This is a genomic window from Streptomyces sp. NPDC002057 (genome assembly GCF_040296665.1).
Classification (GTDB): Bacteria; Actinomycetota; Actinomycetes; order Streptomycetales; family Streptomycetaceae; genus Streptomyces.
The window spans coordinates 17,712-32,202 of sequence record NZ_JBEOXR010000076.1 but is presented as its reverse complement, the minus strand read 5'-3'; the positions used below and the strand labels follow the sequence as shown (position 1 = coordinate 32,202).

Here is a 14,491-nt window from a genome sequence, read left to right as displayed (position 1 = left end):
CGTACATCGGTGTCCGCGGTGACGGAGCCCCGCAGTGGAAGTCCGGCGCGGGCAACGTCTACGCCGACGAGGGCAACCACTGGGACGTGACCTTCTACAACTGCGGCGGCTGCTGAACCACACGCTTCGGTACGGCCGGCGGTCCGGCGGCGGGCCACCGGCCTCCGGAGCCGACTCGCCGTCCCCGCACCTCGCCACCGACCCGGCCAGCAGGAGCTCGACTCACTCACCTGGAGGACTGTTGCCCCCCGAACTCTCACGACGCCTCGCGCTGTTGGCCGCGGTCGGCAGTGCGCTCGCGCTGCCGGCCGTCCAGGCCGGCACCGCGCACGCCGCTCCTGCCCCTCCGCCGCCGGCGGACGGTCGTTCCCCTGTGACGAACCCTCGCGATCGGGACGCGGTCTACGGTTCCGACGCGGCGCGGAAGGCGCACGCCGAGCCGTTGAACGCCGCGGTCGGCTGTGCCGTCGATCAGGGAGGACGGAACTGATGGCCACGTTCGTCACCCGCTCGCAATGGGGCGCCCGGTCCCCGCAGAGCGTCAGCGGGAACATCACACCGGGGCAGGGCGGTGTGACGGTCCATCACGTCGACGCGGTGAAGGTGGCCAGGGCCAACCACGCCGACTGCGCGGCCCAGGTGCGGGGAATCCAGAACTTCCACATGGACTCCAACGGCTGGTCCGACATCGCGTACAGCCATCTGGCCTGTGTGCACGGCTACCTGTTCCAGGGGCGCGGTGAGAACGTGCGCACCGCGGCCCAGGGCACCACGCAGGGCAACGACGACTGGTACGCGGTGTGCGCGCTGACCGGTGGCACGGGCACCGACTACGACGCCGTCACCCCGGGGCTGATCGACGCGATCCGATTCGGGATCAACCGCCTGCGGACGTCGGGCGGAGCCGCACAGGCCATCACGGGCCACCGCGACCACCACGCGACCGGCTGCCCCGGAAACCTGTACTCGCGGGTCGTCAGCGGCGAGGTCAACCCCGGTGGCGGCCCCTTGCCCCACCCGGGGGTCTCCTTCCGTCAGTCGCCCATGACCGTGCACGCGAGCGTGGCCACCTGGCAGTACCGGATGAACACCGCGCAGGGCTTCTCCCTGACCGTCGACGGTCAGTACGGTCCCGGTTCCGATGCGGCCTGCCGCACGTTCCAGTCGCGCAAGGGGCTGAGCGTCGACGGTGTGGTCGGGCCGGCCACGTGGGGGGCCACGTTCGCCTAGACCAGCCGCTTCCGCCGGCTACGGCGTGCCGACACGGGATCGCCGTGTGGGGCGCCGTAGCCGTGCTGCGTGCTGCGGATCCAGGTGGTGGGGCGGTCGCCCATGAGCCGGACCTCGAAAGGGGCCGGTGTCGTCGGGGCGCCGGCGGGCGCAGGAGCCGTCCGGCCGGGTCTCTCGTCCTCCCGGTCAGACCGAGGCCCGTGCCACGAACTCGGCTCTGACGTGGACCGTCTTGTGCACCCTCCGGCCGCACAGGCGCTCGGTGAGCAGTCGGGCGGCCGCTTGGGCGACCTCGGTGGCCGGGTAACGGATGGTGGTCAGCCGGGGACGTACGAGGGAGGCGAAGGAGGCGTCGTCGTGGCCGATCAGCGCGACGTCTCCGGGTATGTCGAAGCCCAGCTCCTGGGCCTTCTCCATGGCGCCCACGGCGATCACGTCGTTGCCGCAGAAGACGGCGTCGGGGCGGTGCCGGCGGCTCATGAGCTCGGCGAATCCCGTCGCCCCGGCCTCCCGGGTGTGCTCGCCCCGTACGACGAGTTCATGGGGCAGCGCCAGGCCGAGCTGGAGGGCGAGGGCCCTGAGCTGTTCGAGGCGGGGGTCGCCTCCCGTGGCGTCCCGCGGCCCGGCGATCATGGCGATACGTCTCCGTTGCGCGGCCGCCACCTGCTCCAGGGCGCTTCGGGTGGCCACCCGGGCGTCGGGTGTCACGAGGTCGATCGGGCCGAAGGAGACATCGGCGCTGACGACGACGGGGATTCCGGCGTCGGCCAGGGGCTCGAAGTCCCTCGGCTTGAGCCGGAAGGGGGTGATGACGACTCCGGCGAACCGCTGGTGCACGGCCTCCGCGAGCAGTGCCTGCTCCTCGTCGCGGCGGGCGCGGGTGCTGCAGACGACCACGTGCAGTCTCTGCTCGCGCAGTTCCTCCTGGAGGGTCCCCGCGAGCTGCGCGTAGAAGGGGTTGGCGATGTCGGGGACGATGAGCGCCACGAGGCTGGACCGACCGGTGCGCAGGTTGCGTGCCGTGGCGTTGACGGTGAAGGAGAGCTCGGCGATGGCCTCTTCCACCGCGGCCCGGGTCTCGGGGGCCACCGGCCGCTTGCCCGAGAGCACGTAGGAGACCGTCGCGGAGGAGACTCCGGCCGCTCGGGCGACATCTGCCATGGTGACCCGCTCTCGCACAGCACACGCTCCCTTCTGCCGTCACCCTATGCCACCTCCGATTCCGTGGTGAGAGCGGTTGGACATGAGCTGACGCGCGACGTGCGGGGTCCGCGCGCTGTGGACGCTCGGCGCACGCCGCCGCGGCTTCACCCGGCCCGTTGCCCAGGAGGCCGGGGGGTCTTCCGTCATCGGTGCTCGACGCGGCGCAGGCGTACGAGCGCGCTGGCGCAGTCGCCCGCCGGGAGGTCCGGGAGGGTCAGGCCGAATCCGGTCAGGGTCGCCCCCGTGCACGCGTGTCCGGTGTCCTCGTCCCGGTACAGGGCCTCCGGCTCCAGTCCGCGCAGCCGCAGCGGAGGCTGCGCGGGTCCGAACGCCGTGGTGGGCCGCCAGACGAGGACCACCGTGCGGTCGCCGTCCTCGTCGAGGTACTGCACGGCCGTCAGCGGTCCTTCGCCCGGCGGCAGGAGCCGGAACTGCCTCCCCCGCTGCACGAGGGGCCTGATCTCCTTGTAGTCCCGGACCAGTTGTCGGGCTTCGGCGAGTTCGGCGTCGCTCCAGCGGGTGAGGTCCCCTCCGATGCCGAGGACTCCGGCCATGGCGCTGTGGAACCGGAAGCGCAGGGGGACCGCGCGGCCGGTCAGAGGGTTGGGACTGTCGGTGACCCAGGCGGACATCACCCCGGCCGGGTACAGCTGGCTGAATCCGTGCTGGATGGTGAGACGGTCCACCGCATCGGTGTTGTCGGAGGTCCACACCTGGTCGGTTCGGGCGAGGATGCCCGGGTCGACGCGTCCGCCGCCACCCGCGCAGGCCTCGATCCGCAGGTGCGGGAATCGCCCGCGCAGCCGGTCGAGGACCTGGTAGACCCCTCGGGCGTGCTGCACGTGGGCCCGTCGGCCGTCGGGGGGTGATCCGTGCGCGCCCGCCTCGGTGAACGACCGGTTGAAGTCCCATTTGAGGAAGTCGACCGCGTTCCTCGTGACGGTCTCGCTCAGCCACCCCAGGGCCCATGCGGTGACCTCGGGGCGCGAGTAGTCCAGCACGAGCTGGTTGCGCAGTTCGGTGGGGGTGAGGCCGGGGTGGTGGAGTACCCAGTCGGGGTGTCGACGGTGGAGGTCGCTGTCGGCGTTGACCATCTCGGGTTCCACCCAGAGGCCGAAGGCCATCCCCAGCCGGTGCACCTCGTCGGCGAGCGGGCGCAGTCCGCGGGGGAAGCGGCGGCGGTGCGGCGTCCAGTCGCCGAGGCCGGCCGTGTCGTCGTCACGGCCGCTGAACCAGCCGTCGTCCACGACGAAGAGTTCGGCGCCCAGAGCGGCGGCGCGGCGGGCCAGGGCGAGCTGGCCGTCCTCCCCGACCTCGAAGGAGGTCGCCTCCCAGGAGTTGTACACCACCGGGCGCGTCTCCTCCGGGTGTGGCAGGACGTGCCGGCGCAGGTGGCGGTGGAAGGACCTGCTCGCCCCGCCGAAACCCCGGGGGGTGTGCAGGGCGATGCTGGTCGGGGAGACGTGGCCGCTGCCGGGCGCGAGGCGCAGCTCGGTCCCCTCGTGGCCCTCCCCCGCCGTCACGCCGGTTCGGCCGGCCGGGGTGCGCTGGGCGGTCAGCCGCCAGCTGCCGCTGGCCGCGAGCGCGACGGCCCAGACTTCTCCGTGCTCCTCGCCGGCGTCGCCGGCGTCGAGGGTGAGCCAGGGGTTGGCCTGGTGGCTGGTGTGACCGCGCCGGCTGCCCAGGACCGTCTCCCCCACCCGCAGCGCGGACCTCTCCAGGTGCCCCTCCGTCGACCAGCCGCCGTGCACGGAGCCGAGCCGCCATCCCGGGCGCTGGGGCAGCGGCCAGTGGGCGGATGCGTACCGGACGAGGAGGATGTCCCCGTCGTCGGCGGTTCCGGTGTGCGTGAACTCCGTCCACCTCTCCAGGACGTCACCGCCCGGGGGGACGCGGTAGTGGAGGTCCCAGGCCAGCGGTCCGTTCCGGTCGCTCAGCCGGATCGTGACGTGGTCGTCTCCCCGCACCACCACGTCGTCCACGGCCGGCTGGAGGTGGCTGGAGCCGTCGGCGAAGCGGACCTCGACGGCGGGCACGCCGAAGCGCGCCCCGCCTTCGACGGGATACTCCTCCACTCCGTCCCAGCGGCCGGCGAAGCTGTTGTCGTGCTCGGCCCACACCGGCAGGTCGACCGCGTCGCCGAGGGGCAGCGGGGCGCCCCAGTGGACGTGGCGCACCGTACCCGCGGCGCGGTCCACCCGGAGGACGTAGCTGCTGTGGGCGGTGCGCAGCAGAACGGTTCCGCTCGCCCCGTCCGTCTCCACCGACGGGTTCGGGGTGACTTGCTTCGTCGTCACGGCGGACGCTCCTCGCGGTTCGTCGGGGCGGGGCGGTGGGGCAGACCGGGGTGGGGCGGGCCGGTGGCCGAGCCAGGGCCGGGCGGTGGGTCAGGTCGGGGCGGTGGGTCAGGCCGGGGCGCTCGTCACGTCCTCGCGGATGACGGCGACGCCTCCGGGCGGCACCACCGCGCGCCCGTCGGTGATCTCGCCACCGGTGATCCCTGTTCCGTCGACGGGGACGCTGAGGGTGTCCGCCGTGTGGTTGATCAGGAAGAGGTAGGCGTGGCCCTCCCCCGTCCTGCGTACGGCTTCCAGGCCGCGCGGGGCGTCGACGACCGGGAGCGCTCCGGTTTCCGCGCAGACGGTGCTCAGCAGGGTGCGCAGGGACGGTACGGGCAGGCGGCAGGCCGTGTACCAGCCGGTGCCGCGGCCGAACGCGTGCCGGGTGACGGCGGGGCCGCCGCGGGCCGGTCCGCCTTCGGCCGTGTCCGCGAAGCGCCGCACCGGGAGGCATCCGCGGGGTTCGACCCGTTCGGTCCACTGCCGTACGCGTTCCCCGTCGTCGAGCAGTGCGTGGTCTCCCGGACGCAGCGGCAGGTACTCGTCCACGACGAGGCCGAGCACGGTCCGCAGGGAGCCGGGGTGGGCTCCGGGGTGCATCCGGTCGTACGCGTCGACGACGCCGCTGAAGCAGCCGACGACGAGGTGACCGCCCTGCTCGACGTACTCGGTGAGGTGGGCGGCGTCGCTGTCGGTCAGCAGATAGAGGTTGGGGGCCAGGACGGCCCTGTAGCCCGTCAGGTCGGCGCCGGGCGGCAGGAGGTCACAGGTGATGTTCAGCGTCCACAGCGCTTCGTACCAGTCACGGACCGCGTCCAGGTATCCCCACCGGTCGGTGGGGCGGGCCTGCTGTTCCAGGGCCCACCAGGTGTGCCAGTCGAACAGCATCGCCACGTCGGCCCGTACGCGGCTGCCCGCCACCTCGTGGAGCACGGCGAGTTCGGCGCCGAGTGCCTTCACCTCCTGCCAGACGCGGCTTGCGGTGCCGCCGTGCGGGAGCATGGCGGAGTGCCACTTCTCGGCTCCGGCGCGGGACTGGCGCCACTGGAAGAACATGAGCCCGTCCGCGCCCCGCGCGAGGTGGGTCAGACTGTTGCGGCGGGTCTCGCCCGGCTGCTTGGCCACGTTGACGGGCTGCCAGTTGACGGCGGAGGTGGAGTGCTCCATGAGGAGCCAGGGGCTGCCTCCGGCCATGCCGCGGGCGAGGTCGGCGTTGAGCGCGAGGTCCACGTGGCCCTCGGGGTCGGCGGCCGGGAGGTAGTGGTCGACCGAGACCAGATCGCACTCGGCGGCGAAGGCGTGGCCGTCGACCTTCTTCTCCAGCGTGCCCATCACGTTGGTGGTGACGGGCAGGCCCGGGGCGACGCGGCGCAGGATCGCGGTCTCCTCGACGTGCCGGGCGAGCAGCGCGTCGGAGGAGAACCGGCGGTAGTCGAGCTCCTGCCCGGGGTTGCGGAACGCTGTGGTGTCGCGGGGCGGATCGATCTCGTCCCAGTCGCCGTAGCGCTGGCTCCAGAAGTCGGTGCCCCAGGCGTCGTTGAGGGCGTCGGGGGTCTTGTACCGCTCCCGCAGCCATGAGCGGAAGGCGTCGGCGCTGGTGTCGCAGTAGCAGAGGGCGTTGTGGTTGCCCCACTCGTTGTGGACGTGCCACATGACGAGGGCGGGGTGGTCCGCGTACCGGGTCGCCATCGCCGTGACGAGGGCGTCCGCGGCCCGCGCGTAGGCGGGACTGCTGGGGCAGAAGACCTGTCGGCTGCCGTGGGCCAGGCGGGTGCCGGAGGCGGTGACCGGCCGGGACTCCGGGTGCTGACGGGTGAACCACGGAGGCGGGGCGGCGGTGGCCGTGGCGAGGTCGACGGCTATCCCGTGGGCGTGCAGCAGGTCGAGGACCTCGTCCAGAAGGGTCCAGTCGTACACACCGGGTCTCGGCTGGACGCGCGACCAGGAGAACACTCCGACGGTGACGAGGTTGACGCCCGCCTCGCGCATGAGGTGGACGTCCTCCCGCCACACCTCGCGGGGCCACTGCTCCGGGTTGTAGTCGCCGCCGTAGGCGATCCCGCCCAGGGCGCGGGTCAGTCGGGTGAGGGGGTGGTTCACGATTTCACGGCTCCAGCGGCGAGTCCGGCGCGCCAGTAGCGCTGCAGGAGGAGGAAGGTGAGCACGATCGGCACCACGGAGACCAGTGCGCCCACGATGGTGAGGGTCTGGAGTTCGGGCAGGCGGCTGGTCTGCGACTGCCAGGTGAACAGGCCGAGGGTGACCGGGTAGAGGCGTTCGTCCTGCAGCATGACCAGGGGCAGCAGGAAGTTGTTCCAGATGACGACGAACTGGAACAGGAAGACGGTGACGAGGGCCGGAGCCATCAGGCGCAGTGCGATGGTGCGGAAGATGCGGAACTCGCCGGCACCGTCCATGCGGGCGGCCTCCATCACTTCGTCCGGGACGGACGCGGTGGCGAAGATGCGCGAGAGGTACACGCCGAAGGGGCTGACGACGCTGGGCAGGAAGACCGACCAGAAGGTGTTGGTGGCGTCGAGTTCGGCGAACATGAGGAACAGCGGGAGCGCGAGCGCGGTGGCCGGGACGAGGACGCCGCCCAGGACGACCGTGAACACCGCCTCGCGTCCGCGGAAGGTGTACTTGGCGAGCGCGTACCCGGCCGCCGCGGCCAGGAGGGTGGCCACGGCCGCGCCGGCTCCGGCGTACAGGAGGCTGTTGAGCAGCCAGCGCGGGTAGACACCGTCCTGCTGTGCGAAGAGCGAGGAGAGGTTGCGCCCGAGGTTCCACTCGGCGGTGAGGAACCCGGGGGTGGTGACGAGGTCGCCCTGGGTCTTGGTCGACGAGACGAAGAGCCAGTAGACCGGAAGGAGCATGTAGCAGGCGACGGCGGTCATGAACGTCACGGTGGCGACCGTGGAAACACCGGTCCGCGGCCGCTGGCGCGCGGTGACGGGCGGGGCGTGCGCGCCCTCGACGCGGGTGAGCGTGCTCATCCCTGCCTCCTGGTGGTGAAGCGCAGGAACGCGGACGACAGGACGAAGGTGACGAGCGCGAGGATGACCGACAGGGCGGCGGCCTCGCTGTAGCTGTCGCCGGAGGCGAGCGAGTAGGCCGCGAGGTTCGGGGTGTAGGTGCTCGTCACGCTGGTGGAGATGGAGCGGAAGACCTGCGGCTCGGTGAAGAGCTGGAAGCTGCCGATGATGGAGAACACACCGGTCAGCACGAGGGCCGGGCGGATGATGGGGATCTTGATGCGCAGGGCGATGGTCCATCCGCTTGCCCCGTCCACCCGGGCGGCCTCGGCTATGTCGGTCGGCACGGCCTGCAGCGCGGCGTAGATGATCAGCATGTTGTATCCGGTGTACGTCCAGGTGACGACGTTGGCGACCGACCACAGGATCGCGTCCGGGCCGAGCAGGTCGACGTGCGCGCCGGCCGATTCGAGCAGGTCCACCACGGGCGAGAGTCGGGGGTCGTAGAGGAAGGCCCACATCAGGGCGGCCACGACGCCGGGTATGCCGTACGGCACGAAGTAGACGAGCCGGAAGAACCGCTTGGCGCGCGCGACCGCGGAGTCCAGAAGCAGCGCGAGGACCAGGGCGAGCAGCAGCATCACGGGGATCTGTACGAGAGCGAAGCCGAGCACACGCAGCAGGCTCTCGGTGAAGTAGTCCTCTCCCAGGACCCTGCCGTACTGCTCGAACCCGGCGAAGACGGTCCGCGTCCTGCCGAAGGTGCCGCCCGTGCGGGCGGTCTTGTGGAGGCTCTGCCAGAAGGCGTAGCCGACGGGGACGAGGGTGAAGAGGACGAACGGGATGAGGAAGGGGGCGAGGAAGGCGTAGGGGGCGAGGGTCCGGCGCGGTCGGGCCCGCGCCGGGGCCGGTGTGGTGGTGGTCGTCACGTGCAACCTCTGAGGTGCTGTTCCCTGCCGTCCGGAGGCGGCAGGAAGGGCAGGAGGGAACCGGTCACTCGGTCACGTCGAGCGACTGCTTGCGCAGCGAGTCGGCGCTCTGCGTGCCCGTCTCCTTGAGCACGTCACCGAGGGTCTTCTTGCCACCGATGGCGCTCGCGGTGCCGTCGCTGATGAAGCGGTAGGTGTCCGTCATGGTGGGGCCCCAGGTGAAGCCGGTGTCGACATTGGCGGAGGCCTGCGAGAAGACGTCGAAGATCTTCTGCTTGCCGTAGAAGTCGACCGGCTGCTGGAGCGCGGGGAGCGTCAGGCCGGCCTTGGCGGCCGGGTAGAGCCCGCCCTCGCGGTTGAGGATCTCCAGCGCCTTGGGGTCGGTGTTCAGCCACAGGGCGAACTTGGAGGCTTCGGCCGGGTGCTCGGTGCCGCCCATCACCGTGGTGGTGGAGCCGCCCCAGTTGCCCGCCTGGCGCCCGCCCGGCTCCCACTGGGGCATGGGGGCGACCGCCCACTTGCCCTCGGTGGACTTGGCGTTGTCACGGATGGTGCTGTAGCCCCAGGCGGCGCTGATCCAGGTGACGACCTCTCCGGAGTTCCACGCCTTGTACAGCGCCGGGGAGAAGCCCTGGAGGTCGGTGGCCACGAGCTTGTCGTCGATCATCCTCTGCCAGTAGTCGGCGACCTGCCGGCTCTCCGCACGGTCGACGGTGACCTTCCAGGTGTCGCCGTCGCGCTCGAACATGGTGGCCTTGTTCTGCCACAGCAGGCCGGTGAACCAGTTGGGGTCGGTCTGGGAGAAGTGGGTGATGAGCTTGCCCTCCTTCTTGAGCCTGCGGGCCTGCTCCGCGTACTCGTCCCAGGTGGCCGGCGCCTTCATGCCCAGCGTGTCGTATATGTCCTTGCGGTAGAACAGCGCCATGGGGCCGGTGTCCTGGGGCACCGCCCACACGCCGTCCTTGCCGTCGGCTCCGAACTCGACCTGCGACCAGGTCCAGTCGACGAAGGCGTCACCCGCCTCCTCGACTCCGGGGCAGGAGGAGATGTCGGTCAGTCCGTCCTTGAGCCGGAAGCTCGCCAGGGAGTCGTACTCGACCTGGCCGAGGTCGGGGGCCTTGCCGGCCTTCAGGGCGTTGGAGAGGTTCTGATAGGTGCCGGCGTTGCCGGACGGGACCGTCTTCAACGTGACCTGGATGTTCGGGTTCTCGCTGTTCCAGAGGTCGACGGCCTTCTGCATGCCCGGGACCCACGACCAGTAGTCCAGCGTGACCCTGCCCTTGGCCGGCTCGCAGGCCGCGCTCTTCGCGCCGCCGCCCTCGTCGCCGCCACCACCGCCGCAGGCGGTCACCGCCATGAGGGTCAGGACCGCCCCTCCGATCGCGCAGCGCCTGGCCAGAGAAGTGCGATCACGCATCACCATGAGGTTGCTCCTTGCGCCGAGTTCCGCTCCGACGAAGCGGTCGCCACACGACACAGCACGAATCAACAGAAGTCAACGGCTCAGACGACATGCGTCGGCCCTCACTCCTCCCCCAGGCAGGGCATGACACTCCCTCCTGATGTTCGGCAGGCCCTCTGAGCTGCTCTTCTGCCGAAACAACCAACAAGCGCGCGTGACGCATCCGTTACGCGCAATCGATTACGCAGAGGCCTGTCCTCCGGTCAGGAACACGCGGAACCGGCCTGGGTGCTGACGTTTCAGGGCCGACCGACCCGCCTGGCCCGGTCAAGCACCGAGCCGCAGCGACGGATCGCCCCCTTCACCCCACCGGGGAAGAGCCTCCAGGGGGCCCCTCAGTCGTCCCTGAACGACGACACGGCGCGGCTTGAGGGCAGTGAAAGGCCTGTGACCAGGGTGAGTTGGCCGTCAGAGCAATTGGCGACGCTCGACCTCTCCCCTTCGCGTAATCGATTACGTTACTGTGCGGTCGCTCGGCTCGGCGGAGCGCTCCGCCGAGGAGGAGCGATGCCGCGCGCAGCGGTGAACGCCGCTCGACGCGGACCGGTCGGGACCACCACACGTCACCGCACCCCGGCTCCCGGGACGCCCGAGCATCCACGGGGCGGGAGTACCGCCCCGGACGACGACCAGGCCCTTGGAGGCACAGAGTGCTCAGATTCCGCAGGTTGTCCGCTTCCCTCACCCTGTTGTTCACGGCCGCGGCGATGCTGGTCGGCACGGGGACGGCGCAGGCCGCCGGCGAACGGTACGTCGCGCTGGGAGACTCCTACTCCTCCGGCGTGGGCGCGGGTTCCTACCTCTCGGACAGCGGCAGCTGCAAGCGCAGCTCGCGCTCCTACCCGGCGCTGTGGAGTGCCGCCAACGCGCCCGCCTCGTTCAGCTTCGTAGCCTGTTCCGGGGCGACCAGCACCTCCGTCCGCACCGGGCAGCTCGGCAGCCTCACCAGCTCCACGACCCTCGTCAGCGTGAGCGCCGGCGGCAACGACATCGGATTCGCCGACATCATGGGCGTCTGTGTGCTCCAGTCCGACCAGGCCTGCATCAACGCGGTGAACGCGGGCACCGCCAAGGCCCGCAACCAACTGCCCGGCCAGCTGGACCAGCTCTACTCCGGCATCAAGTCACGTTCCCCGCAGGCCCGCGTGATGGTGCTCGGCTACCCCAGGCTCTACAAGCTCGGCAGCTGCGTCGTCGGCATCGGTGACACCAAGCGCAAGGCCCTGGACGACGCGGCCGATACCCTGAACTCGGTGATCAGCCAGCGCGCGGCGGCGTCGGGCTTCCGCTTCGTCGACGTGCGCGGCGCGTTCGCGGGACACGAGATCTGCTCGGGCGACGCCTGGCTGCACAGCACGCGCCTCCCCGTCGACGAGAGCTACCACCCCAACAGCAAGGGACAGCAGCAGGGCTACCTGCCCTCGTTCGACGCCTTCGCCTGACAGCGGTGCTCCGCGCCGGCCCTGAACCGTCCGCGCGGACTGCCGCTCCCGCCCCTCCACGGACACGTGAAGAGCCCCGACGGTGTGCCCCTCCCTTGCGGAGGGGCACACCGTCGGGGCTTCGTTCGGGCCGCTCAGCACCGGACGGTGCCGAGCGGCGGCCGGGACGAGCCACCGGAACCGTCAGATCGCGGTGGGCGGGATCGAGGACGGGTCCGGGTGCTCCTCGTCGGACGGAGCGAGGCGGAGCGACAGGAGCCCGAAGGCCGGCAGGTGCCGGGACGAGGAGTGCGGCGTCGCCGGGGTGTCCGTCGCGGACTCGTCGAGTCGGACGGTGGTCGCCGCCACCCCGTCGGGCAGCTCCACGCCGACGGGCGACGGTTCCGAAGTCGGGTTCGAGACGCGCAGGATGACACCGTGTCCGTCCTCCGCGGGCTTGAGGGACGTCAGCACCGCCCCATCCACCACGGGCCCGTCGCGGAACGTTCCGACCGCGCTCCCGGGGCGCACCTGCCAGGCTCGCAGCGGCACCCGGAAGGCGGCGCCGAAGTCGACCAGGGCGTGGTCATCGGCGACCTGGTGCCCCAGCGTCGTCGCGAACCGGAACCGCTGCGGGCCGCGGCACTGTGCCTCCGGGGTCGGCAGCATGGGGCCGGCTCCGGTCGTGCGGGAGGTCAGGTCGAAGCGCGACAGCCAGCCGACGGCACGCAGCAGGGTGAGGACGAGTTCCGGTGTGCCGTCGTCGTCGCGCCGGATCGCTCGGACCTCGGAGAGTCCGGGGGCCGCGACGGCGATGCGCCCTGCCCCCGCGCCGAGCGAGGAGAGGCTCTGCACCGGTGCGGACGCGCAGACGGCCTCGTGGCCGCGGGCGTCGGGCAGCGGGCCGAGGTCCGTGGCGACGGGGCGCTCGATGAGGGAGAAGTGGCCGTCGGCCAGCCAGACGCCGGTGTCGTCCAGGGCGGGGAAGTGGACCCGCAGGCGGTGGTCGTCCGCGGTGTTGTCGAAGCTCACGTCCCAGTGCAGGGCCCCCGGTGCGGCGTCGTGCCACGTCGTGACGGAGAGCCTCACGGGGATGTCGACGCGTTCGGGGCCTCGGGCCTCACGGTCCGGGCTCAGGGCCGAGGGGATGTCGAGCGTGGCGTCGAGCTCCAGTGTGCCGCGTACGGGAGAGTCGATCCGGCGCACGCCCTGCAACCGGGGTGACACCAGGCGGTCCTCGGCCGGAGGGTCGTAGTTGTAGGTGTCGCCCCGGTCCCCGCCGTCGACGATCCGCCCGAATCCGCGCACCTCGGTGCCGTCCGGCAGCGTGAGTGTCAATGACGCGTCGGGGGCCGCCGACAGCTGGTACCCGGCGCCGGTGTCGAGGGTGCCGGCACCGTCCTCGGTGCGGGGCAGACTCGTCTCGTGGGGCGCGGTGCCGAGGTGCACGGTGAAGCACGCGCGGCCCAGGGACGGAACGTCACGGGCGACGAAGCGGAGGACGTGACGACGGGCCGGCCGGGAGTCGGGCGGCAGGTCGAGGTCCGCTTCGAAGTGGATGCCCGCGGCCTGCGGGGTGCTCTCGAAGGGGATTTCACGACCGTCCTCGTCGAGCAGGCGGACGGGAAAGGCGTCGGGTGCGGTGAGCAGGTCGACCGTCACCGGTCCGGTGTGGGGTGCGGCGTGCGGGTTCACCACGGCGAGGACCGCCTCGTGGGCGGGGAGCGCGCCGTACAGCCGGGTGTCCACGCCGGCCGCCGCGAGGGCGCGGGTGACGATGTGCTCGCCGGCCTCCTGGACGCGGTCGAAGCGGACGGCGTTCTCGCGGTGGACCTCGTCGACGCTGCAGCCGCAGAGGGAGTCGTGGGGAGCGTTGCGCAGGAGCAATTCCCAGGCGTGCCGGAGTTCGGCGAGCAGGGTCCGGTCGTGAGGGGCGTGCAGGGCGACGAGGGGTTCGGCCCAGCGCTCCAGGAGTGTCTGCGCGGAGCTGTTGGCCTGCTTGAGGTGGGTGCGGGCCGAGAGGGTGCCGGGGAGCAGGAAGGTGAGGTGATCGCCGGGGGCGCGCAGCTCACCGGTGATGACGGGGAGGTCCTCGGCGTACGCGAGGCGGGCCTCCTCGAAGAAGGCTTCCAGGGTGCTTTCGCGGAGGGTGACGCCGAGCGGGTCGCCCTGGCGTCGCGCCGCCTCGACGCGTGCGGTGGTGGCGGCGGGGGCCAGGTGGTCGCCCCCGTTCATGAGGAGCCACGGGCCGTCGGGGAGTCGTTCGGCCTCCGAGGTGAGGAAGTCGGTCACGCGGTGGTCCTCTTCGGCCTCGGCGTCAGCGGGCCACAGCACGTCGGCGGCGTGGTAGCCCTGGTTGACGGCGAAGACCTCGGATCCGTCCGGCGAGCGCCACCGGAAGCGGGCGTGGCCGGGCGGCGCGCCGCGCCAGACGAGGGCGGTGTCCATCCCGAAGCCGTTGAGGATACGGGGGAGGTCCGCGGGGTGCCCGAACGCGTCAGGCGAGTATCCGACCGTGGCGAGGGACGCGTCCGCGCCCCAGCGCCGGGCGGCCAGCAGGTTGCGGACGAGGTTCTCCCCCGACACGAGCTGGTTGTCGGCCAGTACGTGCCAGGGCCCCATGGTCAGGCGGCCGGCCCGGGCGTGGGCGGTGAGCCGCTCGGCGAGGTCGGGGCGGAGTGCGGCGATGTCGGCGAGGACGATGGTCTGGCCGTCGAGGTGGAAGGCGGTCATGCGGCCGGTGTCGAGTTCGGCGCAGATGTGCTCGGCGAGTTCGACGAGACGTGCTCGGAACGACTCGAAGGGGCGGTACCACTCCCGGTCCCAGTGCACGTGGGTGACGACGTGGCAGGTGGGTGCGCGGTCGGGGGCGGGGCGCTGCGGGGGGTGGGCGGCCATGGTGGATCCTCGGGTGGGTGTACGGCGGGTCCTC

Annotated in this window: 9 protein-coding genes; 2 read left to right on the top strand and 7 right to left on the bottom strand. The window is 71.6% G+C overall.

The window, feature by feature from the left end:
* The first annotated feature begins 489 nt into the window (after nt 1-489).
* A complete protein-coding gene (locus ABT129_RS35395) occupies nt 490-1,230 on the top strand; it encodes a peptidoglycan recognition protein family protein (protein ID WP_351909896.1) in 741 nt (246 codons plus the stop codon).
* A 186-nt stretch (nt 1,231-1,416) separates the two neighbouring features.
* On the opposite strand, the gene ABT129_RS35390 is transcribed toward ABT129_RS35395, so the two are convergent.
* From ABT129_RS35390 to ABT129_RS35365, 6 genes are all read right to left on the bottom strand, one after another.
* A complete protein-coding gene (locus tag ABT129_RS35390) occupies nt 1,417-2,391 on the bottom strand; it encodes a LacI family DNA-binding transcriptional regulator (RefSeq protein WP_351909894.1) in 975 nt (324 codons plus the stop codon).
* 185 nt (nt 2,392-2,576) lie between these two features.
* Entirely contained in the window at nt 2,577-4,730 is a 2,154-nt protein-coding gene (locus ABT129_RS35385) for an alpha-galactosidase (RefSeq protein WP_351909892.1), read from the bottom strand.
* A 108-nt stretch (nt 4,731-4,838) separates the two neighbouring features.
* Entirely contained in the window at nt 4,839-6,872 is a 2,034-nt protein-coding gene (locus tag ABT129_RS35380; protein WP_351909890.1) for a beta-galactosidase, read from the bottom strand.
* On the bottom strand, nt 6,869-7,768 hold the full coding sequence (locus tag ABT129_RS35375) for a carbohydrate ABC transporter permease (RefSeq protein ID WP_351909888.1): 900 nt from the start codon (nt 7,766-7,768) through the stop codon (nt 6,869-6,871). Before ABT129_RS35375 ends, ABT129_RS35380 begins: the two co-directional genes overlap by 4 nt.
* The gene (locus ABT129_RS35370) at nt 7,765-8,676 is read right to left on the bottom strand and encodes a carbohydrate ABC transporter permease (protein WP_351909886.1); all 912 of its coding nucleotides are present in this window, start codon (nt 8,674-8,676) and stop codon (nt 7,765-7,767) included. Before ABT129_RS35370 ends, ABT129_RS35375 begins: the two co-directional genes overlap by 4 nt.
* Before the next feature lie 64 nt (nt 8,677-8,740).
* Nucleotides 8,741-10,093 carry an ABC transporter substrate-binding protein gene (locus ABT129_RS35365; protein ID WP_351909884.1) on the bottom strand — a complete coding sequence of 451 codons (1,353 nt, stop codon included), beginning with the start codon at nt 10,091-10,093 and terminating at the stop codon, nt 8,741-8,743.
* 752 nt (nt 10,094-10,845) lie between these two features.
* Between ABT129_RS35365 and ABT129_RS35360 the strand changes: the two genes are divergently transcribed.
* The gene (locus tag ABT129_RS35360) at nt 10,846-11,580 is read left to right on the top strand and encodes an SGNH/GDSL hydrolase family protein (RefSeq protein ID WP_351909900.1); all 735 of its coding nucleotides are present in this window, start codon (nt 10,846-10,848) and stop codon (nt 11,578-11,580) included.
* 183 nt (nt 11,581-11,763) lie between these two features.
* Here ABT129_RS35360 and ABT129_RS35355 read toward each other — a convergent pair whose 3' ends face one another.
* Nucleotides 11,764-14,457 carry a glycoside hydrolase family 38 N-terminal domain-containing protein gene (locus ABT129_RS35355; protein ID WP_351909881.1) on the bottom strand — a complete coding sequence of 898 codons (2,694 nt, stop codon included), beginning with the start codon at nt 14,455-14,457 and terminating at the stop codon, nt 11,764-11,766.
* Nucleotides 14,458-14,491: the final 34 nt, after the last annotated feature.